At 67.9% G+C, this 23,743-nt stretch carries 26 protein-coding genes; 14 read left to right on the top strand and 12 right to left on the bottom strand.

Going from position 1 to position 23,743, the window contains the following annotated elements; all coding sequences use genetic code 11:
• Positions 1–29: 29 nt before the first annotated feature.
• On the top strand, positions 30–1,646 hold the full coding sequence (locus FHY50_RS12350; protein WP_243846643.1) for an MFS transporter: 1,617 nt from the start codon (positions 30–32) through the stop codon (positions 1,644–1,646).
• A 47-nt stretch (positions 1,647–1,693) separates the two neighbouring features.
• A complete protein-coding gene (gene alr / locus FHY50_RS12345) occupies positions 1,694–2,731 on the top strand; it encodes an alanine racemase (RefSeq protein WP_140231446.1) in 1,038 nt (345 codons plus the stop codon).
• 25 nt (positions 2,732–2,756) lie between these two features.
• On the opposite strand, the gene topA is transcribed toward alr, so the two are convergent.
• Positions 2,757–5,333, bottom strand: coding sequence for a type I DNA topoisomerase (topA, locus tag FHY50_RS12340; RefSeq protein WP_140231236.1), 2,577 nt, complete (start codon positions 5,331–5,333; stop codon positions 2,757–2,759).
• A 195-nt stretch (positions 5,334–5,528) separates the two neighbouring features.
• Here topA and FHY50_RS12335 point away from each other — a divergent pair, with 195 nt between their 5' ends.
• Positions 5,529–5,954 carry a hemerythrin domain-containing protein gene (locus tag FHY50_RS12335; RefSeq protein WP_166745440.1) on the top strand — a complete coding sequence of 142 codons (426 nt, stop codon included), beginning with the start codon at positions 5,529–5,531 and terminating at the stop codon, positions 5,952–5,954.
• A gap of 39 nt (positions 5,955–5,993) precedes the next feature.
• Positions 5,994–6,758, top strand: coding sequence for an energy transducer TonB (locus FHY50_RS12330; RefSeq protein WP_140231234.1), 765 nt, complete (start codon positions 5,994–5,996; stop codon positions 6,756–6,758).
• Here the strand turns inward: FHY50_RS12330 and FHY50_RS12325 are convergent.
• From FHY50_RS12325 to plsY, 3 genes are read right to left on the bottom strand one after another with little or no spacing between them, the layout of a single operon-like run.
• Positions 6,742–7,020, bottom strand: coding sequence for a hypothetical protein (locus tag FHY50_RS12325; RefSeq protein WP_140231233.1), 279 nt, complete (start codon positions 7,018–7,020; stop codon positions 6,742–6,744). The two genes, FHY50_RS12330 and FHY50_RS12325, sit on opposite strands and share 17 nt — an antisense overlap.
• 49 nt (positions 7,021–7,069) lie before the next feature.
• Complete coding sequence (dprA, locus tag FHY50_RS12320) at positions 7,070–8,152, bottom strand: DNA-processing protein DprA (RefSeq protein WP_140231232.1); 1,083 nt, start codon at positions 8,150–8,152, stop codon at positions 7,070–7,072.
• Between the two features lie 8 nt (positions 8,153–8,160).
• Positions 8,161–8,745, bottom strand: a complete 585-nt coding sequence (gene plsY, locus FHY50_RS12315; RefSeq protein ID WP_243846642.1) for a glycerol-3-phosphate 1-O-acyltransferase PlsY — start codon at positions 8,743–8,745, stop codon at positions 8,161–8,163.
• Positions 8,746–8,841: 96 nt separating this feature from the next.
• Between plsY and murI the strand changes: the two genes are divergently transcribed.
• Complete coding sequence (gene murI, locus FHY50_RS12310; protein WP_140231230.1) at positions 8,842–9,636, top strand: glutamate racemase; 795 nt, start codon at positions 8,842–8,844, stop codon at positions 9,634–9,636.
• A gap of 4 nt (positions 9,637–9,640) precedes the next feature.
• On the opposite strand, the gene FHY50_RS14250 is transcribed toward murI, so the two are convergent.
• The gene (locus FHY50_RS14250) at positions 9,641–9,805 is read right to left on the bottom strand and encodes a hypothetical protein (RefSeq protein WP_166745439.1); all 165 of its coding nucleotides are present in this window, start codon (positions 9,803–9,805) and stop codon (positions 9,641–9,643) included.
• Between the two features lie 216 nt (positions 9,806–10,021).
• On the opposite strand from FHY50_RS14250, the gene hemA reads away from it, so the two are divergent.
• Positions 10,022–11,266 carry a 5-aminolevulinate synthase gene (gene hemA / locus FHY50_RS12305; RefSeq protein WP_140231229.1) on the top strand — a complete coding sequence of 415 codons (1,245 nt, stop codon included), beginning with the start codon at positions 10,022–10,024 and terminating at the stop codon, positions 11,264–11,266.
• A gap of 72 nt (positions 11,267–11,338) precedes the next feature.
• The gene (locus FHY50_RS12300; protein WP_140231228.1) at positions 11,339–13,189 is read left to right on the top strand and encodes a PDZ domain-containing protein; all 1,851 of its coding nucleotides are present in this window, start codon (positions 11,339–11,341) and stop codon (positions 13,187–13,189) included.
• On the opposite strand, the gene FHY50_RS12295 is transcribed toward FHY50_RS12300, so the two are convergent.
• From FHY50_RS12295 to FHY50_RS12285, 3 genes are all read right to left on the bottom strand, one after another.
• A complete protein-coding gene (locus tag FHY50_RS12295; protein ID WP_243846641.1) occupies positions 13,156–13,809 on the bottom strand; it encodes a class I SAM-dependent methyltransferase in 654 nt (217 codons plus the stop codon). The genes FHY50_RS12300 and FHY50_RS12295 overlap by 34 nt on opposite strands.
• Complete coding sequence (locus FHY50_RS12290; protein ID WP_180345148.1) at positions 13,806–15,044, bottom strand: BtaA family protein; 1,239 nt, start codon at positions 15,042–15,044, stop codon at positions 13,806–13,808. The genes FHY50_RS12295 and FHY50_RS12290 overlap by 4 nt, the downstream gene beginning before the upstream one ends.
• 102 nt (positions 15,045–15,146) lie before the next feature.
• Positions 15,147–15,632: a hypothetical protein gene (locus FHY50_RS12285; protein WP_140231226.1), complete on the bottom strand. Its 486-nt coding sequence runs from the start codon at positions 15,630–15,632 to the stop codon at positions 15,147–15,149.
• A 93-nt stretch (positions 15,633–15,725) separates the two neighbouring features.
• Here FHY50_RS12285 and rpiB point away from each other — a divergent pair, with 93 nt between their 5' ends.
• Positions 15,726–16,169 (top strand): ribose 5-phosphate isomerase B, encoded by a 444-nt coding sequence (gene rpiB, locus FHY50_RS12280; RefSeq protein ID WP_140231225.1) that lies wholly within the window; start codon positions 15,726–15,728, stop codon positions 16,167–16,169.
• A gap of 14 nt (positions 16,170–16,183) precedes the next feature.
• On the opposite strand, the gene FHY50_RS12275 is transcribed toward rpiB, so the two are convergent.
• On the bottom strand, positions 16,184–16,633 hold the full coding sequence (locus tag FHY50_RS12275) for a DUF3429 domain-containing protein (protein WP_140231224.1): 450 nt from the start codon (positions 16,631–16,633) through the stop codon (positions 16,184–16,186).
• Positions 16,634–16,772: 139 nt separating this feature from the next.
• Between FHY50_RS12275 and glyA the strand changes: the two genes are divergently transcribed.
• From glyA to FHY50_RS12255, 5 genes are all read left to right on the top strand, one after another.
• Entirely contained in the window at positions 16,773–18,086 is a 1,314-nt protein-coding gene (glyA, locus tag FHY50_RS12270) for a serine hydroxymethyltransferase (RefSeq protein WP_140231223.1), read from the top strand.
• Between the two features lie 11 nt (positions 18,087–18,097).
• Entirely contained in the window at positions 18,098–18,271 is a 174-nt protein-coding gene (locus FHY50_RS14245; RefSeq protein WP_166745438.1) for a hypothetical protein, read from the top strand.
• A complete protein-coding gene (nrdR, locus tag FHY50_RS12265) occupies positions 18,272–18,733 on the top strand; it encodes a transcriptional regulator NrdR (protein ID WP_140231222.1) in 462 nt (153 codons plus the stop codon).
• A gap of 79 nt (positions 18,734–18,812) precedes the next feature.
• Positions 18,813–19,889 (top strand): TrmH family RNA methyltransferase, encoded by a 1,077-nt coding sequence (locus FHY50_RS12260; RefSeq protein ID WP_140231444.1) that lies wholly within the window; start codon positions 18,813–18,815, stop codon positions 19,887–19,889.
• Positions 19,890–19,960: 71 nt separating this feature from the next.
• On the top strand, positions 19,961–20,227 hold the full coding sequence (locus FHY50_RS12255) for a hypothetical protein (protein WP_140231221.1): 267 nt from the start codon (positions 19,961–19,963) through the stop codon (positions 20,225–20,227).
• Here the strand turns inward: FHY50_RS12255 and FHY50_RS12250 are convergent.
• The gene (locus FHY50_RS12250) at positions 20,224–21,159 is read right to left on the bottom strand and encodes an L-threonylcarbamoyladenylate synthase (protein ID WP_140231220.1); all 936 of its coding nucleotides are present in this window, start codon (positions 21,157–21,159) and stop codon (positions 20,224–20,226) included. The genes FHY50_RS12255 and FHY50_RS12250 overlap by 4 nt on opposite strands.
• 47 nt (positions 21,160–21,206) lie before the next feature.
• Between FHY50_RS12250 and FHY50_RS12245 the strand changes: the two genes are divergently transcribed.
• Positions 21,207–22,931, top strand: coding sequence for an acyl-CoA dehydrogenase family protein (locus FHY50_RS12245; protein WP_140231219.1), 1,725 nt, complete (start codon positions 21,207–21,209; stop codon positions 22,929–22,931).
• A gap of 120 nt (positions 22,932–23,051) precedes the next feature.
• Here FHY50_RS12245 and FHY50_RS12240 read toward each other — a convergent pair whose 3' ends face one another.
• Positions 23,052–23,279, bottom strand: a complete 228-nt coding sequence (locus tag FHY50_RS12240) for a hypothetical protein (protein WP_140231218.1) — start codon at positions 23,277–23,279, stop codon at positions 23,052–23,054.
• A 92-nt stretch (positions 23,280–23,371) separates the two neighbouring features.
• Positions 23,372–23,731, bottom strand: coding sequence for a GntR family transcriptional regulator (locus FHY50_RS12235; protein ID WP_140231217.1), 360 nt, complete (start codon positions 23,729–23,731; stop codon positions 23,372–23,374).
• Positions 23,732–23,743: the final 12 nt, after the last annotated feature.

The raw sequence follows: 23,743 nt of genomic DNA, 5'->3' as shown, positions 1-23,743 counted from the left end.
AACAGGGAAACAATGCCTTGGGAGGGGCAATGGCGAGTATCGACGCGATCACCGACACTGACGGCCCGCCGGCAGCCGAACCTTCGTCCAAGGACATGCGCCTCGTCATCACCGCGTCGTCGCTGGGCACGGTGTTCGAATGGTACGACTTCTTCATCTACGGCACGCTGGCGGCATCCGGGATCATCGGGCGCACCTTCTTTCCGGCCGGGTCCGAAGTCATGCAGGCGCTGCTCGCCTGGGCCGGGTTCGCGGTCGGGTTCGGGTTCCGGCCGCTCGGCGCGATCCTGTTCGGCTATCTCGGCGACAAGCTCGGGCGTAAATACACCTTTCTCGTCACGATCACGCTGATGGGAGTCGCGACCGCCGGCGTCGGGCTGGTGCCGTCGGCGGCAGCGATCGGCGTGGCTGCGCCCGCGCTCATCATCGCGCTGCGCATCCTGCAGGGCCTCGCGCTCGGCGGCGAATATGGCGGCGCGGCGATCTATGTCGCCGAACATTCGCCGCCCGCCCGGCGCGGCTTCCACACCAGCTTCATCCAGGCGAGCGTGGCGGGCGGGTTTATCCTGAGCCTCGCGGTCGTCCTGGCGACCAAGGGAGCGATGTCGGACGCGGCCTGGCAGGACTGGGGATGGCGGTTTCCATTCCTGTTCTCGATCATCTTGCTCGCCGTGTCCTTGTGGATGCGGCTGAAGCTAAGCGAGAGCCCGGTGTTCAAGGCGATGAAGGCGGCAGGCCAGACCGCCGGCAACCCCTTCGTCGAGAGCTTTACCTATCCGGGCAACTGGAAACGGCTGCTGGTGGCGCTGTTCGGCATCGCCGGCGGACTGACGGTGATCTGGTACACCGCGATGTTCTCGGTGCTGTCGTTCCTGCAGGGGCCGATGCGTGTGGAGGAGACCACCGCGCAGCTGCTTACCGGAGGCGGGGCGCTGATGGGGCTGATCTGGTTCGTGCTGTTCGGCAGGCTGTCGGACAGGGTCGGCCGCAAGCCGCCGATCGTGCTGGGCTATTTCCTGACGCTGCTGCTGCTGTTCCCGCTATTCTGGCTGATCGGTTCGGCAGCGAATCCTGGCCTCGCCGAATCGGCGCGCCGTGCGCCGGTCGTCGTGGCGGGACCGGCGTGCAGCTATGAACCGTTCGCCGCACGCCAGAGCGACGGGTGCGGGCAGGTGCTCGATCACTTCTCGCGCAAGGGCGTGGCGTACACCACGGTCAAGGCGCCGTCGGTCGCGGTGTCGATCGGCGGCATCCCGGTCGCGGACCCGAGCCCGGAGGGGCTCGACGCAGCGCTGGAGGCGGCGGGGTGGAAGCTCGACCGCGTGATCCCCTCGCCGGGCAATATCGCGCTGATCCTGATCGCCGTGGTCGGGCTCAGCCTGCTGTCGGGAATGACCTATGGCCCGGTCGCCGCCGTGCTGACCGAGATGTTCCCGGCGCGCATCCGCTACAGCTCGATGTCGATCCCCTATCATGTCGGCACCGGCTATTTCGGCGGGTTCCTGCCTTTCATCAGCCAGTATATCGTGGCGTCGACCGGCGATCCCTATGCCGGATTGTGGTACACGATGGCCGTCGTCGCGCTGGCGCTGGCGGTGTGCCTGATCGGCCTGAAGGAAACGCGCGGGGCACCGGAGCTGCAGTGACGCGCCGGGGTGGCGCAGCCGCATCGGGATCGCTACCGGTCGCGGCGATGACCGTCCCTGCCCCGCTTCGCCTGCACATCGATCGATCCGCGCTGGTCGCCAACTGGCGCGCGCTGTCGGCGCTGAGCGGGCGCGCGGCGTGCGGGGCGGCGGTCAAGGCCGATGGCTACGGGCTGGGCGCCCGCGCCGTGGTCGCGGCATTGGCCGACGCCGGGTGCAGCGACTTCTTCGTCGCAACCTGGGCCGAGGCGGCGGCGATCGCCGATCTGGGCGTGCCGATATCGGTGCTGCACGGCGTGCGCGCCGAAGACATGCCGATGGCGACCAGGCACCCCGCCGCACGACCGGTGCTGAGCACGCCCGCGCAGGTCGCCCGCTGGCGCGGAGGCAATGGCGGCGCGTGCGACGTGATGGTCGATACCGGCATGAACCGGCTCGGCATCGGCATCGAGGATGTCGCGAGCGGACTGCTCGACGGGCTGGCGATCGAGACGCTGATGAGCCACCTCGCCTGCGCCGACGAGGACCGCGCGATGAATGCACGGCAGCGCGATGCTCTGGCGGGGCTCGCGGGCAAGACTGGTGCACGCCGGCTCAGCCTCGCCAATTCGGCGGGAATTGCGTTGGGCCACCATTATGCGTTCGATCTGACGCGGCCGGGGCTGTCGCTCTATGGCGGCGTCCAGGTCGCGGCGCTGGAGGGTGTGATCCGGCAGGTGGTGACGCCGCACGCGCAAGTTCTCCAGCGCCGCACGGTGCCCGCAGGCGCGACCGTTGGCTATAGCGCGACCTGGACGGCGCCTCGCGACACCGCGGTGGCGATCCTCAACCTGGGCTATGCCGACGGGTATTTCCGGGGTTTTTCCGACCGCGGTGCCGCGCGCATCAGCGACCTCCGCCTGCCGGTGATCGGACGGGTATCGATGGACCTGCTGGCGATCGACGTCACTGCGGCGCCCGCCATAGGCGAAGGCGACTGGGTCGCGATCGACTTCGCCTTGCCCGATGCGTCCGCAGCCAGCGGGATGTCGCAGTACGAACTGCTCACCGGCATGGGCGCGCGCTACGATCGGCAATGGATCTAGCGGCGGCCGGACGGATGTGGGGCGTTCAGCCTGTTTTTGTCGCTGCCGGCTTTTTCGCCGCCGCTTTCTTCGCTGGCGCCTTCTTCGCAGCGGCCTTCTTGGCCGGTGCCTTTTTCTTCGCCGCGACCTTCTTCTTGCCCTTGGCCGGCCCCGCCGCCGCCTTGGCATCGACCAGCGCGACCGCCTCGTCGAGCGTCAGCGTCGCCGGATCGCTGGTCTTGGGTAAGGTCGCGTTGGTTTCGCCGTCGGTGATATAGGGTCCGTAGCGGCCCTCCATCAGCTTCAGCTCCGCGCCGCTGACGGGATGCGCACCGAACACCTTCAACGGCTCGCGGGCCGCCCCGCGCGCCGGGCGCCCACCATTGGCGGCAGCCTCGGCCAGCTTGACCACGGCTGCATTCATGCCGGTTTCGAACACATCGGCAGTGCCTTGCAGCCGGGCATATTTACCGGCGTGCTGGAGATAGGGGCCATAGCGGCCGATCGACGCGGTGATCGGCTCGCCGCTTTCCGGATGCGTGCCGATCGTGCGTGGTAGCGAGAGCAGCTTCAGCGCCCATTCGAGGTCGAGATCGCCCGGCAAGTCCTTGGGGATCGAAGCGCGCTTGGCGTCCTTGCCGTCGCCGAGCTGGATATACGGCCCAAAGCGTCCCGACTTGCGCTCGACCGGCAGCCCGGTGTCGGGGTCGGTGCCCAGCGTCTCGGGCCCGGCATCGTCGCCGTCCCCGCCGCCGGGCTGCGCGAAGCGACGGGTGTATTTGCATTCGGGATAGTTGGAGCACGCGACGAACGCGCCGAAACGCCCGCCGCGCAGTGCCAGCCGCCCTTCGCCGCAATTCGGACACAGCCGCGGGTCGGAACCATCGGCCCTGGCCGGAAACAGATAGGGTTCAAGGAACTGGTCGAGCTCGGCGGTCACCTCGCTGGGCTTAAAGTCCATCACCTCGGTCGTGCGCGGCTTGAAATCGCGCCAGAACTGGTCGAGCACGCCCTGCCACTGCGCGCGACCGCCCGACACGTCGTCAAGCTCCTCTTCGAGGCCCGCGGTGAAGTCGTAATTGACGTATTTCTGGAAGAAGCGCTCGAGAAACGCGGTCAGCAGCCGGCCGCTCTCCTCGGCAAAGAAGCGGTTCTTTTCGACGCGGACATAGGCGCGGTCCTTGATGACCTGGATGATCGACGCATAGGTCGACGGACGGCCGATGCCCAATTCCTCCATCCGCTTGACCAGCGACGCCTCGGAAAAGCGCGGCGGCGGCTGCGTGAAATGCTGTTCGGCGGCAACGCCCTGCTTGGCGGGCGCGTCGCCCTCGCGCAGCAGCGGCAGGCGGCGGCTGTCCTCGTCGCCCTCTTCGTCGCGCCCCTCCTCGTAAAGTGCCAGATAGCCGGGAAACAGCACCACCTGACCGGTTGCACGCAGCGCATGCTGGCCGGTGCCGTCTTCCAGTTCGACCGCAGTCCGCTCCATCCGCGCCGAGGCCATCTGGCTGGCGAGCGCACGCTTGAACACCAGGTCGTAGAGGCGCGCGTGATCGCCGGAACCGGCGCGGTCCCGGGTGAAATCGGTCGGGCGGATCGCCTCGTGCGCTTCCTGCGCATTCTTGGCCTTGGTCTGGTACTGGCGCGGCTTGTCGGGGACATAGCCGCCGTCATAGCGGTCGGCGATCGCCTTGCGCGCGTCGCTGATTGCGGAATGGTCCATCTGGACGCCGTCGGTGCGCATATAGGTAATCGCGCCGTCCTCGTAGAGCGCCTGCGCGATCCGCATCGTATGGCTGGCCGAAAAGCCGAGCTTGCGCGCGGCCTCCTGCTGCAGCGTCGAGGTGGTGAACGGCGGCGGCGGGTTGCGGGTGGCAGGCTTGGTCTCGACCGAGGCGACGGTGAAGCGTCCGGCCTCGACCGCGGCCTTGGCACGCAGCGCGGTGCCTTCCTCGCCGATCGTCAGCCGATCGACCTTTTGCCCGTCGAAGCGCGACAGCCGCGCGATAAAGCTCTGCCCGTCCTGTTCGAGCGTCGCTGCCACCGACCAATATTCCTGCGGCACGAACGCCTCGATCTCGCGCTCGCGCTCGACGATCAGGCGCAGCGCCACCGACTGCACGCGCCCCGCCGACTTCGCGCCGGGCAGCTTGCGCCATAGCACCGGCGACAGCGTGAAGCCGACGAGGTAATCGAGCGCGCGGCGCGCCCGGTACGCGTCGATCAGGTCGGTGTCGAGCTGGCGCGGCGCCGCCATCGCCGACAGCACCGCCGCCTTGGTGATCGCGTTGAAGGTGACTCGCTCGACGTCCTTGGGCAGCGCCTTGCGCTTGGCGAGCACTTCCTGGACATGCCACGAAATCGCCTCGCCCTCGCGATCGGGATCGGTGGCGAGGATCAGGCGATCGGCCTTTTTCGCCTCGTCGGTGATCGCTTTCAGCTGCTTGGCCTTGTCGGCGTAATTCTCCCACTCCATCGCGAAACCGTCGTCGGGGTTCACCGATCCGTCCTTGGGCGGCAGGTCGCGGACATGGCCGTAGGACGCCAGGACGCGATAGTCCTTGCCCAGATATTTCTCGATGGTTTTCGCCTTGGCGGGCGATTCGACGATGACAAGCTGCATGAGGCGGCAATCAATCCCTTACGTGTACGCGCGAGGATGGAGAGCCGTCACGCCCGCCGTCAAGCGAGGATGCCGCATAGGGCGTGGCGCGGTAAGGGGAAAGTCCGTGCGGCATCCCGCGAGCGTCGAGCTTTGTTAACCGGCCCCTGATATTTGCTCAGACTGCGAGTCGTGCGGCGTATGGGAAATCGGCAGATGCATTCGTTCGAGCGTCTTATCGCGGAGCATCAGGCGATTCTGGAGCATGCCAAGCAACTGAGCGGGATTTGCGCAGCGCCGGCCGATCCCGCCGCTGCCCATCGCGCCCTCACGGCGCTGGGGGCCGATCTGGCCGAGCATCTGGCGACCGAGGATCGCGACATCTATCCCCGGCTGATGCTCAGCAACGACGAAGGCGCCGCCGACGCGGCGCGGCGCGCGATCCGCCAGTTCGAAACGCTGGCAGCCGACTGGACCGTCCATCAGGCGCGCTGGACGCAATGCGCGATCCGTGCCGACTGGGAAACATTCGTCGCCGACAATGCCGAACTGCTCGACCGGTTGGCTCAGCGCATCCGGACCGAGAACGACCTGCTCTATCCGCTGGCATTGCGCGCGGCGCATATCCGGTTGCGCGCATAGCATTGCATCGATGCCGGGGCTGATAGAGCATCGCCCCCGATGACGATCGCCCCTGTCCTTTCCCGGCGCCGACGAATCGGTGCGGCCGTCGCCGCGCTGGCGCTGCATGCCGCGCTCGCGCTGCTGTTGCTCGGTATCGCGGTGCGGCCAACCGTCACGATCGAGGCCGAGCCGATCGCGCTGTTCGACGTGCCGGATCCGCCGCCGCCATCTCCGCTGCCGCCGCCTGCCGCGATCGCGGCGGCCCCGCTGGCAGAAGGCGCGACTGCCCCGGCAGGCGTACGTGCGACGCCGCCGCCACTGGTCATGCCGCCGCCGATCGTGCCGCTACCGTTGCCGCCGGTGTTGAACATCGCGCCAGTCGCAGGCAGCGGTGATGCGCCCGATGCGGGAGCGGCTCCAAAGGACAGTGGCAGCGGTGCCGGCGGGATCGGAGCGGGGTCGGGAAGCGGCGCAGAGGGCAGCGGACCGGGCGGCGGCGGTGGCGGCGGTGGCGGCGGGACCCGCGCGCGGCTGCTGCGCGGGGCGATCGGCGACCGCGACTATCCCGCCGCGGCGCGCCGGTCGGGGGCGATGGGCAGCGTCACGGTGCGCTTCACCGTCGATGCCGGCGGCCGACCGGGCGGCTGCAGCGTGACGGCATCGAGCGGGAACGCCGCGCTGGACGCCGCGACCTGCCGCCTGATCGAGGCGCGCTTCCGGTATGCCCCGGCCCGCGACGCCAGCGGCGCGGCGGTGCCCGAAGCACGCGGATGGCGCCAGCGCTGGTGGTTCGCGCCTCCGGACGTCAGAACGGGATCTTGAGCGTCGCCTTGATCTGCGGATCGCCCAGTCGTCCCTGATCGACATGCGGTTCGACGGTGCCGCCACCGGGCAGGCGTAGGCGGACCTGGCGGCGCTCGACATAGCGTTCGGGGAGGGGGTGCAGGCGATAGCGTTCGTTGCGATCGGTACGCGCACAGACCACGATTTCGCCGTCTTCGGCGCTGCGCGATCGTTCGGGGCAGTCGCGCTGCTGCGCTGACTGCGGCGTGGCTATCGCCTGGACAAGCAACAGCGCGAGCATCGCCGCAATCTTGCGCGGGTTGATGGCGCAAACAAGGCGCCGTGCACGCTCAGTCGAAGGCGCTGACGCGGCCTCCCGCATGCCGTTCGATGCGCCCGGCAAGCTCGAGTTCGAGCAGCACGAAGGCGACGGTTGCGGGCGCCAGCCCGGACTGGCGGATCAGCTCGTCGACCGGCACCGGCACCGGGCCGAGCAGGTCGCCGACGACATGGCGCTCGGCATCGCTCGGATCGCCGGGGGGCTGCGCGGCGAAGTCGCTGGTCGGGGCGCGGACATTGCGCGGGTCGATCGGGCGCAGCATCTCGGCAATGTCGGCGACCGACTGGACCAGCGTGGCGCCTTCGCGGATCAGCAGGTTGCACCCCTGCGCGCGCGGGTCGAGCGGGCTGCCCGGCACCGCCATCACCTCGCGCCCTGCCTCGGCCGCCAGCCGCGCGGTGATCAGCGAGCCCGATTTGGGTGCCGCCTCCACCACCACGGTGCCGATCGCGACGCCGGCGATGATGCGGTTGCGATACGGGAAGTGCCGTGCGCGCGGCTCGGTACCCGGTGGCTGTTCGGCGATCAGCAGCCCGCGCTCGGCGATCGCTTCCTGAAGCTGCGCATTTTCGGGCGGGAACACCACATCGATGCCGCTGGCGATCACGCCGACGGTGCCGCGATCGAGCGAGGCGACGTGCGCGGCGGTATCGATGCCGCGCGCCAGCCCGGAGACCACCGTAATCCCCTCCTCTCCCAACCCTGCCGCGAGGCTTCGCGCGAAGCGGACCGCGGCGGCGGAGCAATTGCGCGCGCCGACCATCGCAACGCTCGGCCGATCGAGCAGCGCGAGGTCGCCGCGAACGATCAGTGCCGGCGGCGGATTCTCGATCTCGGCGAGCAGCGCCGGATAGCCCGAATCGCCGCGGAATACATAGGTCGCGCCGAGCGCTTCGACGCGCGCGATCTCCCGTCGGACCAGCCGCTCGTCGGCAATCACCGGGGCGCGGCCGCCGCCGCGCGCGGCCAGCATCGGCAGCGCCTCGAGCGCGGTCTCGGCCGATCCGAAGCGGCCGAGCAGCTGGGCATAGGTGACCGGCCCGACATTGGCCGACCGGATCAACCGCAGCCTTGCCAGCCGGGCATCAGCCATGCCGTGGGTCAGCCACGATCGCCGCCGATCCGCGGTTCCTCCCCGCTCATCAACCGGTCGATATTTGCGCGGTGCTTCCACAGGACGATCAGCGCGAGTGCAAGGAACAGCAATACCACGTCGAATGCGCCGAACGCCGCGGCGCTGACCGGGGCGCTGATCGCCGCAACCATCCCGGCGACCGAGGAAATCCTGATCAGGCCGAGCAGCCCCAGCCAGACCACGGCATAGGCCAGCGCCGAGACCGGGTGGAGCGCAAGAACGATCCCCATCATCGTGGCGACGCCCTTGCCGCCCTTGAAACGCAGCCACACCGGATAGCAATGACCGAGGAATGCGCCCGCCCCGGCGACGACGCCATGGCCGGGCCAGATCGCATCGACGATCCACACCGCCGCCGCGCCCTTGAGCAGATCGAGCAGCAACGTCGCCGCGGCCAGCCCCTTGCGCCCGGTACGAAGCACGTTGGTGGCGCCGATATTGCCCGATCCGATCGCGCGCAGATCGCCCGCACCGCCGATCCGCGTCAGCAGCACGCCAAACGGGATCGACCCGAGCAGATAGCCGAGCAGCAGCGCGCCGGTAGGCGCCAACCAGAGTATCTGGGTTTCCAATCGACCCCCGCCGCCTGTGTACGCTCGCAAGCTAGGCGCTTGCTTTCGCATCGGCAACAATCTCAATCAGGATCGATGAGCGATTTGAGGCCAATCCTTTTCTTCGATTCGGGGGTCGGCGGACTGTCGGTGCTGGCACCGACACGCGCGCTGCTGCCGCAGGCCAGCTATGTCTATGCCGCTGATTCGGCAGGCTATCCCTATGGCACCCGCAGCGAGGCCGAGATCGCGGCGCGGGTGCCCGCCCTGCTCGGGCGGCTGGCCGAGCGTTATCGCCCGCGGCTGATCGTCATTGCGTGCAACACCGCGTCGACGATCGCGCTGCCAGCGGTACGCGCCGCGCTCGACCTGCCCATCGTCGGCACGGTTCCGGCGATCAAGCCGGCAGCGGCGCTGAGCGGGACGCGGACGATCGGCGTGCTCGGCACCGACGCTACCGTGCGCCAGCCCTATGTAGACGATCTCGCGGCACGATTTGCGAGCGACTGCCGCGTACTGCGCCACGGCTCGGCCGAATTGGTGGATCTCGCCGAGCGCGAATTGCGCGGCGAACCGGCTACCGACGCTGCCTTTGCAGCAGCGGTCGCCGGGTTGTTCGGCCAGCCCGGCGGCGACGCGATCGACGTCGTCGTCAACGCCTGCACGCATTTCCCCCTGGTCGCCCACCGCCTCGCGACGGTCGCACCTCAGCCGCTACGCTTCGTCGATGGCGGCGAGGGCATCGCGCGCCGGATCGCCTATCTTACGCAAGGGCAGGATTGGGGCGATGCCGCCGCCGGGCGCGCGGTGTTCACCTGCGACGATGGCCGGATCGCCGCGCTGGCGCCCGCGCTGGCCCGGCGCGGGCTGCCGGTCACCGAACTGTTGTGACCGGTCAGTTGGTGGTGTGCGGCACCTGGATGCGCTCGAGCAGCATCGTGTAGCGCTTGGCCATTTCCTCATGCGCGCGGCGCGCCGTGGTGTCGCTCGCGGTTTCCGCCATACGGCGCGCAGACTGCGCGCGGCTGGCGTAATAATCATGTTCATCGGGTCGGTTCATGGGTCGGCTCCTTGAAGCAAGCGGGAGCGCGGAAGACTCTCGTCGCGCGCAAGCCTGCGAATCAGAGCACGCGATAGACAGGTGCTATCACACTGATCATGTTTCCGATTTGATCCATGATAAGCGTCGCTATTCCGAGGGTTGTTTCCATCCCGACATCGCAACAGGTGAGCGTGGCCACTGGAAATCGGTGCGCGAGGACGATAAGGGGCGCGCATGACCGTGGATGCCATCGCACCGCGCGGAGTCGATTACGACCGCGTGTTTAACCAGGCGATCGACCGCCTGCACGCCGAGGGGCGCTATCGCGTCTTCATCGACATCCTGCGCAACAAGGGTGCCTATCCCAATGCGCGCTGCTTTGCCGGGCATAACGGGCCGAAGCCGATCACGGTGTGGTGCTCGAACGACTATCTGGCGATGGGGCAGCATCCCAAGGTGATCGCGGCGATGGAGGAAGCGCTCCATGATGTTGGCGCCGGATCGGGCGGCACCCGAAATATCGGCGGCAATACGCACTATCATGTCGATCTGGAGAACGAGCTTGCCGACCTGCACGGCAAGCAGGCGGCATTGCTCTTCACCTCGGGCTATGTCTCGAACGAGGCCACCCTGGCGACGCTGGCCCGGCTGTTGCCGGGCTGCGTGATCTTTTCCGACGAACTCAACCACGCATCGATGATCGCGGGCATCCGCAATTCGGGATGCGAGAAGCGCGTGTTCCGCCACAATGATCTTGCGCATCTCGAAGAACTCCTCGCCGCCGAGGAGCCGGGCACGGCCAAGCTGATCGCGTTCGAGAGCGTCTATTCGATGGACGGCGATGTCGCGCCGATCGCCGCGATCTGCGACCTCGCCGATCGCTACAACGCCCTCACCTATTGCGACGAAGTCCATGCGGTCGGCATGTACGGCGCGCGCGGCGGCGGCATTTCCGAACGCGACGCCGTCGCCGACCGGCTGACGATCATCGAGGGGACGCTGGGCAAGGCGTTCGGCGTGATGGGCGGCTATATCGCCGCCGATCGCACGATCATCGACGTGATCCGCAGCTATGCGCCCGGCTTCATCTTCACGACCTCGCTGTCCCCGGTGCTGGTCGCAGGCGTGCTGGCGAGCGTGCGCCACCTCAAGGCATCGAGCGCCGAGCGCGAAGGCCAGCAGGCCGCGGCCGAGCAGCTTAAGACATTGTTCGCACAGGCCGGCCTGCCGGTGATGGCATCGACCACGCACATCGTCCCGCTGATGGTCGGCGATCCCGTCAAGGCCAAGAAGATCAGCGACATCCTGCTCGCCGAATACGGCGTGTACGTCCAGCCGATCAATTATCCGACCGTCCCGCGCGGCACCGAACGGCTGCGCTTTACTCCGGGCCCCGCGCACACCCCCGCGATGATGGCCGAGCTGACACAGGCGCTTGCCGAAATCTGGACCCGTCTGGAGCTGCGCCAGGCGGCGTGACGCGACGGGCGCTTGGCAGTGGTCGGGCGTCGTTGCTAAGGTTCGCCGCGGCGCGGATCGCGGGGGGAACAGGTGTCGAAATTGCTGGCATCGCCGGGCCGCATCCTGCCGCGCAGGCTGGGCGCCGTGCCGCGCCGGATGCAGCCCCTGGCCGATATGCTGTGGTGGCTGCTGCTGGCCCTCGTCGTCCTGTCGGCGATCGGCGGGTCGTGGCACGGATGGACCCAGGCGCAGGCGATCTCGCCCGCCTTCTACCAGCTCGGGCTGAGCTTTTCGGACGATTATGAAGGCTCGGTATCGGTCGATGCACTGACACCGCAGGTGCGGCGCAGCGGGCCGATATGGCCGGCGCATATCGTAGCGATCGACGGAAAGCCGGCGCCTGCGGGCATGGCGGCATTGGCCCGGGCGCTCTCCGGTCCCCCGGGAAGCGTGCGGCTGACGGTCGACGACGACGTGTCGCCGCCGCAGACGCTGACGCTGCGCCGGGGGCCCGATGTCCAGCGCGCGGCGATGGGCACAACTTCGCCGGTCACCCTGTTCCTGCTGGAGACCGGATTGCCGCTGGCCGCGACGCTCGCGATGATGGCGTGCGCGGCGCTGATCTTTCGCAAGCGGCGGCGTGATCCGGTGGCACTGATGCTGTCGTTCGCGCTGCTCTGCGGCGCGAGCACGCTGATCGGCACCGGATGGTGGCTGGCGCGCGACCTCGAGATAATCGATCGCGGCACCGGCCTCAGCTTCTTCGCGCTGCTGATCATCGTCGTCACCGCCTTTCCTGACGGCGCGTTCCGGTCGCGCTGGGCTGCGGGGGTCGCCGTGGCGGCAGGACCGCTGGCACTCGCGCTGATGGCGTTTCCATCGGAAAGCGGGCTGGCAGAGGGCGTCATCGTCCTGCTGCTGCTGGCGGTGATACTGCTCCCATGGCGCCGGTTTCGTCGCACCCCGCCGGGGATCGAGAGACAGCAGCTGAAATGGGCGGCGGTCGGATTTTGCGGAGCGGCGATCGTGCTGCTGGTCGCGGCGATGGTGATCGTCGCGGTCGCCGCCGATGCGTTCCCGGCGTCGTGGGAGCTGGGGGCCAACCTCGCCACCGGCGGACTGCTCAATTTCAGCCTGGTCGTGCTCGCGGTCGGGACGACGGTCGCGGTCCTTCGCATCAGCCTGTGGGACGCCGACGCCGCGATCGGCAAGTCGGCGGGCGTCGGCGCGGTCACGGTCGCGCTCGGCGGCATCTGGGCGGGATGCACGATCCTGGCCAACGAAACCGCCGCTGCGCTGTTCGGCGCCGAGAACAAGGCGCTGGCCGCCGCGGCCAGCGCGATCATCGCCGGGTCGGTGGTGGGACCGGCGCGCGCCCGCATCTCGAAATGGATTGACGATCGCATCAATGGCGAAGTCGCCGCAATCGCCGCGCTGCCCGAGCAGATCAGCCTGTGGCGGCAGGGCGATACCCCGGCCGATATCGGACGTCGCGTGACCGACACGATCGCCGCGCAGCTCGGGGCATCGCGCGCGGCGCTGCTGGTGTGGACCGGCGACCGGTTCACGACCGCGGCCTGCCGCGGAGTCGAGGCGTCCGCGCTGGCAACCTGGCTTGCCGAGCGGGTTGATGACGAAGGCGACGTCAACGAAACCGCGCCGGGCGATCCGCTGTTTCCGATCCGGCTCAGGCTGCGCGACGGGACCGTACCGGTCGGACTGCTGCTGATCGGCGGGCGTCCGCAGGGCGCGGGCCTCGCCAAGGATGTACGCGCCGCGCTCAACGCCGTGCGCACCCCGGTAGCCGCGGCGCTGCGCGATGCGTATCGCCACGACCGGCGCGAGGCAGCGCTGAGCGACCGCCTGCGCGCGCTCGATCGGCGGCTGGCACAGCTCGAGACCGGCGCTCAGTCGCGGCGGACGACGCCGCTCCAGGCATAGCCGCGATAGAGCGACTCGAACGCCAGCGAAGCGGCGCGGGCGTCGGCGGCGACGCGCAGCCATTGCTCCAGATCGGCGCGCGGCGTCACGTCGAAACGGCGCAGCCACGCGAACAGCCCGGCGCGAAGGGGGGACGGCAGGCGCTCGAGCTGGCCGAAATCGACGACGTGCAGCGCGCCGCCTGGCGCCAGCGCATCGACTGCCGCGCCGATGGCCGCCTGCCAGTCGGGGATCATCGACAGCGTATAACTCATGAAGATGCGGTCGAAGCCCGACACGCCGAACAGTATCTGCGGGTCGAAATCGGTGGCGTCGCCCTGTGCGAGCGTGATCCGCGGATCGAGCCCTGCCCTGGCGACACCGGCGCGTGCGGTGGCGAGCATGGCGTGCGAGATATCGAGCCCGAACCAGCGCGCGTGCGGCCAGCGCCGCGCAGCGACGATGAGGTTGCGCCCGGTGCCGCAACCTATCTCGAGCACGCTTCCCCCCGGTGGCGGGGCGAGGTCGGCGATCAGGCGATCGCGCCCGAGCAGATAATATTTGCGCGTGAGGTCGTAGAAATGCCGCTGGCTGCGATAGATGCCGTCCATCCGGCGCGCATGCGCCGCGGCGACGGTCATCGCTTCAGCACATAGAGATGCACGCCGCCATAGATCGCCGAGCGGTCGCGCCGCGTCAGGTCGAGCGACTGCTCGGCGCAATATTCCCAGCGATCGAGCGTTTCCTGCGCGACGCGCCCCGGCAGCAGGCTCGGCGCCGCAGCGGTCCGGAACAGCACGCGCGCTCCGGGTGCGGCGGTTCGCGTAATCGCGTTCCATAGCCGCGTCAGCACGGCATCGGTCATCCAGTCCTGCGCATCGAGCAGGATATAGCGATCGAGCGAGGCGTCCGGCATCGTGTCCAAATACTCGATCATGTTGGCGTGGCGGATATCGATGCGATCGATGCGATCGGTCACCGCGGCATAATGCTCGCGGCGCAGATAGGGCGGCAGCGGCGCCGCCGGACCTTCGCCATAGCCGCGCCCGAACGCCTGCCACGCGAAATAATTGTCGGACAGCGCGAAGTGGCAAGCGAGCTTTTCGAGCCGCGCCTTGAGCACCGCCGCCATGCTACCCTCGGGATCGGCGCCGGCCAGCGCTTCATATTGCGCGGGCGGGATGCCGAGTCCGAACAGCGATGCGGGCTGGTCGGTTAGCCAGCGAACGAAGCGCTTGTCGAACACCGGCGCGAGCTTGTCCTCGAAGATCGCGCGTTGTTCCTCGATCGTCCGCGCCGCCAGCAGCACGCGCGGATCGACGCGGTAGAGCCTTGCCACCAGATGCGCGGCACCGATGAACCCGCCGAGCAGCCCGGTGCGATAGAAGCCCTTGGCAAACCCGGTGATCCGGCGCCGCCCGATCAGGTCGCGGCCCTCCCAATAGCGCCGCGAGACGTCGTCGAGGTGCGGCGCGACATAGCGGCGATAGGCATCGATATTGTCGGCGCGATTGGCCTGCGCGAAGAAGCGGTGGAACGCGGCATGGTCGGGCAGATGCCGTGCCGCCGCGATCTTGAGCCGACCCAGCGCGACATGCGCGGTATTGAGATCGACCGCGGTGATCGCCGCCGGGTTCGCGGTCAGATAGCTGAGCACATTGCAGCCGCCGCTGGCGATGGTGACGATCCGCGACGTCGGCGTGATCGCCAGCGCTTCGAGATCGACCTCCGGATCCTCCCAGATCTGCGCATAGACGAGGCCGCGAAACGCGAAGGTGAATGCGCGTTCCAGCAGCCCCTGCCGGGTCAGATGTTCGTGCCGGTGCACCGCCCCGCGCACCGCGCGATTGGCTGGAATCCTGGGCAAGCTGGCCATTGCGATGTCCCGTCCTGAGGGAAGCGGCCAACCCTGGGCAGCTTGCCGATCCCCTAGGCGCGCCATGTGACGGTTGCGTTGCCCGGCCGTGACACTATCGCGTCACCCGCGGCAATAGCCCTCGCCCTGCATCACCGTCAGGCAGTCGGTCTTTCCGGCGAGATATTTGAGGCCGGTGGCATCGCCATCGGTGGCGCGCAGGACATGGTCGCCGTCGGGGCGGCTGAAGGCGATGCCCTCGGGCGTGGCGGTTCCCTCGAACACGCCCTTGTCATCGAGCGTATATTGCATCGTCAGCCGGTATGCGCCCGGCCCCTTGGCCGCATCGGGCGCGATGTCGAGCACCAGCCCTTCGACGCCGACCCATTTGCCGACCCATTTGTCGGTCGCCGCGCTGGTTGGAGCTTCCGCATTCTCGCCGACAAGCTCGGCTTCGCTGCCGCCTTCTTCGGGCAGTTCGACGATCGGGCCGTCCAGCCCCGCCTGGTTCTCGATCGCGGCGATATTGGCCTGTTCGGAGGTGTCGGCACCGCCGTTGCAGGCGGCAAGCGCCAGCAGGCAGGCAAAGGGCGCGAGGCGTAGCATCATCGGCATGTCTCCTGTCAGGGGTCGCACGAGCCTAGCGCGGCCAGATCGATGCGCCTAGAGCGGGGCGGTTCGCTCCAACTTCCGGAATTGCCCATGCGCCGCATCGCGATCGCTTCCGACCACGCCGCGTTCGATCTCAAGGCCGAACTGGCCGGATGGCTGGTCGAACTGGGGCACGATGTGATCGATCTCGGTACCGATGGCGTCGCCAGCGTCGATTATCCCGATTTCGGCTACAAGCTGGCGAATGCGGTGGCGCGCGGCGATGCCGAGATGGGGATCGCGATCTGCGGATCGGGGATCGGCATCTCGATCGCCGCCAATCGCCATCCCGGCTGCCGCGCCGCATTGGTCGGAGAGCCGCTGTCGGCCCGGCTCGCACGCGAACATAACGATGCCAATGTCATCGCCTTGGGCGCGCGGCTGATCGGACCCGAAATGGCCAAGGCGTGCGTCGAGGCGTTTCTCGAAACCCCGTTCGCCGGCGAGCGCCACCTGCGCCGCGTCGAGAAATTGTCTCGCCCCAAGGTCGAGTGAGCGCATCGCCGCCGTCACGCCAGCAGGCCCGACACCAAGGTCAACCCGCCCAGCCCCAGCGACAACGGCACCCGCAGCTTTATCCACCATGGCGGCACAAGGCGATCTGCGGCAAGGCGGCGGTCGACCCATAAAGTAGCGACGATCGCGATTCCGAGCAGCGCCGACGACGGGCCGGGCCATGTCCCGCCGGTCATCCACGGCGCGCAGGCAGCAAGGGCGATCAGACTGGGCGCGACCGCCGCGATCCACAGCCATCCCGGGGCGCGATCGGCCATCGCCGCGATGCCCCACCACATGCCGCCCAGAAAGCTGAAGATCAGCGCCGCATAGGCAAAGGCGAACGCCTGGGCGGTGAACAGCGTCCCCGGCTCGCCGATCGCCTGAACCACGACCGCTGCAACTTGCGGCAGCAGCCCGGCGAAACCGAGCAGGCGCGCCGGTGATGGGATCGATCGGGTCATGCGCGTGCTCCAATATGTCGGCGTCTGGGGCTAGATGGGCAGTAGCGTTCACGCCCGCCACCCGGTATGAGCGCAACCGAACCCGCAGCCGCGTCGATGCGCGGCGATGCGCAGCCCTGGTCCACGAAAGGCCCCGCCGATGAGCACCAATCCTCAGACGCTGTCAGACGTCCAGCCCGATGGCTTCTTCACGCGTAGCCTTGCCGATACCGACGCCGAGGTTTTCGCGGGCGTCACGCAGGAACTGGACCGCGAGCGCCATCAGATCGAATTGATCGCGTCGGAGAACATCGTCTCGAAGGCGGTGCTCGAGGCGCAAGGCTCGGTCTTCACCAACAAATATGCCGAGGGCTATCCCGGCAAGCGCTATTATCAGGGCTGCGCACCGTCCGACGTCGTCGAGAAGCTGGCGATCGACCGCGCCAAGGCGCTGTTCGGCTGCGGCTTCGTCAATGTCCAGCCGCATTCGGGGGCACAGGCCAATGGTGCGGTGATGCTGGCGCTGACCAAGCCGGGGGACACGATCCTGGGGATGAGCCTCGACGCGGGCGGGCACCTCACCCACGGTGCCAAGGCCGCGCAGTCGGGCAAGTGGTTCGACGCGGTCCAATATGGCGTGCGCCGCGACGATCACCGGATCGACTTCGATCAGGTCGAAGCGCTCGCCAAAGAACGTCGCCCCAAGCTGATCATCGCCGGCGGATCGGCCTATCCGCGCCAGATCGACTTCGCCAGGTTCCGCGCGATCGCCGACGAGGTCGGGGCGTTGTTCATGGTCGACATGGCGCATTTCGCCGGGATCGTCGCGGGCGGGCTGCATCCCAGCCCGTTCGAGCATGCGCATGTCGTCACCACCACCACGCACAAGACGCTGCGCGGCCCGCGCGGCGGCATGGTGATGACCAATGACGAGGCGATCGCGAAGAAGATCAATTCGGCGGTGTTCCCCGGCCTGCAGGGCGGTCCGCTGATGCACGTCATCGCCGCCAAGGCGGTCGCGTTCGGCGAGGCGCTGCAACCGGGATACAAGAGCTATATCGCCGCGGTGGTCGAGAATGCGAAGGTGCTGGCGGCGACGCTGAAGGAGCGCGGCGCCGACCTGGTCTCGGGCGGCACCGACACGCACCTCGCGCTGGTCGATCTAACCCCGCTGGGCGTCACCGGCCGCGATGCCGACGAGGCGCTCGAGCGCGCGGCGATCACTTGCAACAAGAACGGCGTGCCGTTCGATCCGCTGCCCCCGGTCAAGACCAGCGGCATTCGCGTTGGATCGCCCGCGGGCACCACGCGCGGCTTCGGATCGGCAGAGTTCCGCGAGATCGGCAACATGATCGCCGATGTGCTCGACGGCCTCGCCGCCAAGGGCGAGCACGGGGACCCATCGGTCGAGGCGGACGTTCGGGGACGCGTGCGCAGCTTGTGCGAGCGCTTTCCAATCTATCCCGAACTCTGAAAGGCCAAGTCATGGACATGAAGAACAACCCCGAAGACCGCCGCCTGGGCAAGAGCATGGCCAAATGGGGCGCACTTGGCGCGGTGGTCGCGATTCCGGTGCCGTTCATCGGCCCGATCCTCGGGGCCGCGGCGGGCGCCGGTTATGCCTATTACAAGGGCAAGAAAGGCCGGCCGGTCGTTTGAATGCGCTGCCCCTTCTGTTTTCATGAGGACAGTCAGGTAAAGGACAGCCGCCCGTCCGAAGACGGCGCGGCGATCCGCAGGCGGCGGCAATGCGGTGCGTGCGGCGCGCGCTTCACCACCTTCGAGCGCATCCAGCTGCGCGAGCTGACCGTGCTCAAAAGTGCCGACCGCCGCCAGCCTTTCGACCGCGACAAGCTGGTGCGATCGGTGTCGATCGCCTGTTCGAAGCGCCCGATCGAGCCCGCGCAGATCGAACAGCTGGTGTCGAGCATCCAGCGCCAGATCGAGACGTCGGGCGAAAGCGAAGTCGCCTCGGTGCGGATCGGCGAGCTGGTGATGGAAGCGCTGAAGGGCGTCGATTCGGTCGCGTACATCCGTTTCGCCAGCGTCTACAAGGATTTCACCGAAGCGCGCGATTTCGAGGAATTCGCTGGAAGCGTCAGCGAGGTGGCGCGGGGATAGGCAAATCAGCTATCTCCCCCAGAACCGTTCGTCCCGAGCAAAGTCGAGGGACTTGCTCGAGCGAAGCGAGAATCTCTCCGTGACCTTCTGGACCTACATCCTGCGCTGCAATGACGGCACTTACTACACCGGCCATACCGACAACCTCGAACGCCGGATCGGCCAGCATCATTCAGGCGCGTATCAGGGCTATACATATGACCGCCGCCCGCTCGAATTCGTGTGGAGCGCGGAGTTTCCGACGCGGCAGGAAGCCTTGGCTGCCGAATTGCGGATCAAGTCGTGGTCGCGAGCGAAAAAGGAATCGCTGATTTCGGAGGATTGGGATCGGCTGAAGCGCGTTTCGGCACCTCCCAGTGAGTGCGCGGCTCGAGCTGCCTCGACTTCGCTCAGCAATGTCCCTCGACTACGCTCGGGACGAACGGAAGTGGATGTCGCACCCCCCGTCATCGTCCTCGTGCGCCCGCAACTCGGCGAGAATATCGGCAAGGCGGCGCGGGCCATGCTCAATTTCGGATTGACCGAATTGCGGCTCGTCACCCCGCGCGACGGCTGGCCCAACCCGCAGGCCGGCCCGGCCGCATCGGGCGCCGACCGCGTCATCGATCAGGCCACCGTGTTCGACAGCGTCGCTGCCGCCACCGCCGATTGCGCGCATGTCTACGCCACCACCGTGCGCAAGCGCGGCGTGACCAAGCCGGTGGTCACGCCTGAAGCCGCCGCGCGGGCCATGCACGAGGCACCGGGGCGATCGGCGATCCTGTTCGGCCCGGAGCGCTCGGGGCTCGACAGCGACGACGTGGCGGTCGCGCGGACGATCATCACCGTGCCGATCAATCCCGAATTCGGATCGCTCAACCTGGCGCAGGCGGTGATCCTCGTCGCCTATGAATGGTCGAAGGGCATCGCACTGGCACAGCCGCCCGCGGTCGACCTCGACCCACCCGCGCCACAGGACGAGCTCGACCAGATGCTGGCGCAGCTCGACGCCATGCTCGTCGACGGCGGCTATTTCCATTCCGCCGATCGCGCGCCGACGACGCGGCGCATGCTGCGCACCTTGCTGACCAAGCCCGGCTGGTCGGCGCAGGAAGTGCGCACGGTGCGCGGTATCCTGTCGACGCTGGCACGGCCACGCAGCGGCGGCGGTGTCTGACGGAACCTGCGGCATCGCAGCGGGTTGGCACTCCCGCGGCTCAAATCCGGTCGCACGACAGGGGAAATTGCATGAAGCTCCATATCGTTGCGGCGCTGGCCGCGCTCGCCCTTCCGCTCGCTGCCTGCGGTGGCGACGGCGACGATGCTCTAGCCGACCGCGCCGAGGATCAGGCCGAAGTGCAGGCCGATCAGGCTGAAGCGATGGGCGCCAACGATGCGGTGGTGGACCAGATCGAGGAAGATGGCGAGGATCGCGCCGATGCGATCGACGATTCGGATGTCGATACCGACGATCTGACCAAGGGCCAGCAGGACGCCATGGTCAACGGCAACTAACGTGCCGCGGCGCGGGCGAGGCGATCGTTGATCGCCTCGCCGATGCCGTCGTCCGGGATCGGCGCGACGGCGATAGCGCCGCGGTCGCTGGCATCGGCGCGGTGGAGCGCGGCGAACAGTCGGGCGGCGGCCCCGATCGGGTCGCCTTGGCCGGACAGCGTGTCGTCGCCGGTGATGGCGCCATAGCCGATCAGCCACTCGTCCGGCCCGGCCGTGGTGGCACCCAGTCGGAGCGGCTTGGTCGGCGCGTAATGGCTCGCCAGCTGCCCGGGGGCGGAAATCGTGCCGCCGCTGGCCGCAATCTCATAGCCCAGCTCGGCGCGTGGTATCGGCCCCGGCCGCAGAACCGTGCGGTTCGCCGGATCGACGATGGTCGACTCCAACCCCTCCGCCGTTGCACCATCGTCCAGGATCAACGCAATGCGTCCGCTCAGGCTCGCCAGCACATGCCCGGCACAGGTCGGGCTGATCCCCCCGCTGGCATTTGCCGACGGCGCGGCAAGCGGCTTGCCGGTCGCTGCCAGCAACGCCCGCATTGCCCGGTGGGCCGGAATACGCACGGCGACCGTCGTCAGCCCCGCCGTCACCAGACTGGCTACAGGGCTGTCCGGGGCGATCGGTAGCACCAGGGTCAACGGACCCGGCCAATAGCGGGCGGCGAGACGTTCGGCTTCCGCATCGAACACGGCAATTGCACGTGCCGCGTCGAGATCGGCGACATGCACGATCAACGGGTTGAAGCTGGGCCGTCCCTTGGCCGCGTAGATGCCCGCGACAGCGCGCGAATCGGTCGCGTCGGCGGCAAGGCCATACACCGTCTCGGTCGGCACCGCGACGCAGCCGCCCTGCCGGATGACCCTGGCCGCCTCGGCGATCGCGGCGGGGCCGTAGCGTAAGGTCCGCGTCGGGATCGAGGCGTTTGGCGGGGTCACTCAGATGGCGCTATAGCGCGCACACAAAAGCGACAAGAGAGGACCGGATGCCGTTCACCGCCCCCACTGCCGACCAGCGATTCGTGCTCGAGCATGTCGTGCGGATCGGCGACCTCGCCGCCAGCGACCGCTTCGCCGACGCCACGCCCGATCTGGTCGAGGCGGTGCTCGAGGGGGCCGGGCAATTCGCGGCGGGCGAATGGGCGCCGCTCGATCGTGCAGGCGATACGGTGGGGGCCAAATGGACCGAGGGCGGCGTGGTAATGCCCGACGGCTTTCGCGCGGCCTACCGCGCCTATGTCGAGGGCGGCTGGGGGACGATCGGCTCTCCGGTCGACTTCGGGGGTCAGGGGCTGCCGTTCGTGCTGGCGGCAGCGGTGCTCGATACGCTGGGCGCGGCGAATATGGGGTTCGCATTGTGCCCGACGCTGACCGTCGGTGCGATCGAGGCCCTGGTCCATCACGGCACCCCCGAGCAGCAGGCGCAGTACCTGCCGCGGCTGGCGACCGGCGAATGGACCGGCACGATGAACCTGACCGAGCCGCAGGCAGGGAGCGATGTCGGCGCGCTGCGCACCAGGGCCGAGCCGCTGGGGAAGGACCGCTGGGCGATCACCGGCACCAAGATCTACATCTCGTTCGGCGATCACAACTTGACCGACAATATCGTCCACCTCGTGCTCGCACGCACGCCTGGCGCGCCACAGGGGACCAAGGGGCTGAGCTTGTTCCTGGTGCCGAAATATCGGCTCGATACGGATGGCCAGCCCGGCGATTTCAATGATGTCCGCGTGGTGTCGATCGAGCACAAGATGGGGCTGCACGCGTCGCCGACCTGCGTATTGAGCTTCGGCGACAATGGCGACTGCATCGGCGAGCTGGTCGGGGCCGAGGGCGGCGGCATCGCTGCGATGTTCACGATGATGAACAATGCGCGGCTCAACGTCGGTCTGCAAGGCGTGCAGGTCGCGGAAGCCGCGACGCAGAAGGCAGTCGCCTATGCCCGCGATCGCATCCAGTCGGCCCGCGCAGGCTCGGCGAGCCGCGACCCCGTCGCGATCATCGAGCATCCCGACGTGCGCCGGATGCTGATGCGGATGAAGGCGCAGACCCAGGCTGCCCGCGCCCTGGTCTATTATGCCGCAGGGCAGGTCGATCGCGCGGCGCTGGGCGACAGCGATGCCAAGAAGCGCCTCGACCTGCTGACGCCGCTGGCCAAGGCGCATGGCACCGACCTTGGCAACGAAGTCGCCAGCATCGGCATTCAGGTGCATGGCGGGATGGGCTATATCGAAGAGACCGGTGCTGCCCAGCATTTCCGCGATGCGCGTATCACCCCGATCTACGAAGGCACCAACGGCATCCAGGCAGCCGATCTGGTCGGGCGCAAATTATCGGGGGATAATGGCGGCACGCTGGCGGCGCTCATCGCCGAGATGCGCGGCGAGGCGCAAGACGCCGGGCTGATCGCGCTGATCGATGCGTGCGAAGACGTGGCGCGGCACATGCTGGCTGCCGAGATCGACGACCGGCTGGCCGGGAGCTATCCGTTCCTGACGATGCTGTCGGTTGGGGTGTGCGGCTGGCTGATGGAGCGATCGGGTCGGATCGCGAGCGGCGCGCAGGGTGACCCGGCGTTCCTGGCGATGAAGGCCGCTGCAGCGCGTTTCTATGTCGAGCAACTCGTGCCGGAAGCGCTGGGGCTGAAGGCGGCGGCGCTGGCGCAGGCGGAGGTGCTGTATGCTGTCGATGCGGAAGCGTTTGCGGCTTAGGCATTGTGTGCGTTCGATAGCTCTCTACCCGTCCGTTTCGAGCGTAACGGAGAGACGTGATCGAGCGCTACGTGGCGGTTGCTCGACTTCGCTCGAAACAAATGGAGGATGCGAGGCCGTTCAAGCCGCCAGCACCGTCTCCAACCCGCGCGGATGGACCCGCCACATGCCGCCGCCGATCATGCCACCTTCGTTGAGCGGCAGCGCGGTCGCACAGAAGGCGCATTCGGCAGTAATGCGGCCGACCATCCATTGCGACTTGCCGCACCCGGGGCAATGGTTGATTTCCTGCGCACGGTATACCGGGCGATAGCTGCCTCGATTGCTCGCGAATGGCACCGTCGTCATCGTCGTCACTCCCTGTCCACCTGCATTATCGCACGATGAACCGGTTAGTTCCAGCGACGAACTGAAAATGCGGCGAAACGAGTCGAGAACGCTCAGGCGTCGATGCGGTCGAACAGGTCGGACGGCGACAGGCCGAGCAACGCGATATGGTCGCGGATGCGCGGCCAGTTCCCGGTCAGGAAGCGCGCGCGTTCCGCAGCCCGCAGCGCTTCGGCAGCGCCCGCCAGTACGAACATGCCGACGCCGCGGCGCACCTCGACATAGCCGTCGTCCTGAAATGTCTGATACGCCTTGGCGACGGTCAGCGGATTGGCGCCGACCTCGGCAGCGAACGCCCGAACCGACGGCAGCTGATCGCCCGCGCGAAAATCGCCGCGCAGGATCGCCGCGACGATGGTCGCACGGAGCCGGAGATAGACCGGAACGTCATCCTGTTCGGAAACAACTGCCATGCTGCCTTAATA

Source organism: Sphingomonas japonica, from assembly GCF_006346325.1.
GTDB lineage: Bacteria > Pseudomonadota > Alphaproteobacteria > Sphingomonadales > Sphingomonadaceae > Sphingomonas > Sphingomonas japonica.
The sequence above is the reverse complement of the archived record's forward strand: the minus strand, read 5'-3'. Positions and strand labels throughout refer to the sequence as shown.

What these genes read in the sequence shown, in the direction of transcription:
- FHY50_RS12350 (WP_243846643.1), top strand. Translation starts at nt 30, where the DNA reads ATGGCGAGTATCGACGCGATCACCGACACTGACGGCCCGCCGGCAGCC.
- alr (WP_140231446.1), top strand. Translation starts at nt 1,694, where the DNA reads ATGACCGTCCCTGCCCCGCTTCGCCTGCACATCGATCGATCCGCGCTG.
- topA (WP_140231236.1), bottom strand. Translation starts at nt 5,333, where the DNA reads ATGCAGCTTGTCATCGTCGAATCGCCCGCCAAGGCGAAAACCATCGAG.
- FHY50_RS12335 (WP_166745440.1), top strand. Translation starts at nt 5,529, where the DNA reads ATGCATTCGTTCGAGCGTCTTATCGCGGAGCATCAGGCGATTCTGGAG.
- FHY50_RS12330 (WP_140231234.1), top strand. Translation starts at nt 5,994, where the DNA reads ATGACGATCGCCCCTGTCCTTTCCCGGCGCCGACGAATCGGTGCGGCC.
- FHY50_RS12325 (WP_140231233.1), bottom strand. Translation starts at nt 7,020, where the DNA reads ATGCTCGCGCTGTTGCTTGTCCAGGCGATAGCCACGCCGCAGTCAGCG.
- dprA (WP_140231232.1), bottom strand. Translation starts at nt 8,152, where the DNA reads ATGGCTGATGCCCGGCTGGCAAGGCTGCGGTTGATCCGGTCGGCCAAT.
- murI (WP_140231230.1), top strand. Translation starts at nt 8,842, where the DNA reads ATGAGCGATTTGAGGCCAATCCTTTTCTTCGATTCGGGGGTCGGCGGA.
- FHY50_RS14250 (WP_166745439.1), bottom strand. Translation starts at nt 9,805, where the DNA reads ATGAACCGACCCGATGAACATGATTATTACGCCAGCCGCGCGCAGTCT.
- hemA (WP_140231229.1), top strand. Translation starts at nt 10,022, where the DNA reads ATGACCGTGGATGCCATCGCACCGCGCGGAGTCGATTACGACCGCGTG.
- FHY50_RS12295 (WP_243846641.1), bottom strand. Translation starts at nt 13,809, where the DNA reads ATGACCGTCGCCGCGGCGCATGCGCGCCGGATGGACGGCATCTATCGC.
- FHY50_RS12290 (WP_180345148.1), bottom strand. Translation starts at nt 15,044, where the DNA reads ATGGCCAGCTTGCCCAGGATTCCAGCCAATCGCGCGGTGCGCGGGGCG.
- FHY50_RS12285 (WP_140231226.1), bottom strand. Translation starts at nt 15,632, where the DNA reads ATGATGCTACGCCTCGCGCCCTTTGCCTGCCTGCTGGCGCTTGCCGCC.
- rpiB (WP_140231225.1), top strand. Translation starts at nt 15,726, where the DNA reads ATGCGCCGCATCGCGATCGCTTCCGACCACGCCGCGTTCGATCTCAAG.
- FHY50_RS12275 (WP_140231224.1), bottom strand. Translation starts at nt 16,633, where the DNA reads ATGACCCGATCGATCCCATCACCGGCGCGCCTGCTCGGTTTCGCCGGG.
- glyA (WP_140231223.1), top strand. Translation starts at nt 16,773, where the DNA reads ATGAGCACCAATCCTCAGACGCTGTCAGACGTCCAGCCCGATGGCTTC.
- FHY50_RS14245 (WP_166745438.1), top strand. Translation starts at nt 18,098, where the DNA reads ATGGACATGAAGAACAACCCCGAAGACCGCCGCCTGGGCAAGAGCATG.
- nrdR (WP_140231222.1), top strand. Translation starts at nt 18,272, where the DNA reads ATGCGCTGCCCCTTCTGTTTTCATGAGGACAGTCAGGTAAAGGACAGC.
- FHY50_RS12255 (WP_140231221.1), top strand. Translation starts at nt 19,961, where the DNA reads ATGAAGCTCCATATCGTTGCGGCGCTGGCCGCGCTCGCCCTTCCGCTC.
- FHY50_RS12245 (WP_140231219.1), top strand. Translation starts at nt 21,207, where the DNA reads ATGCCGTTCACCGCCCCCACTGCCGACCAGCGATTCGTGCTCGAGCAT.
- FHY50_RS12240 (WP_140231218.1), bottom strand. Translation starts at nt 23,279, where the DNA reads ATGACGACGGTGCCATTCGCGAGCAATCGAGGCAGCTATCGCCCGGTA.
- FHY50_RS12235 (WP_140231217.1), bottom strand. Translation starts at nt 23,731, where the DNA reads ATGGCAGTTGTTTCCGAACAGGATGACGTTCCGGTCTATCTCCGGCTC.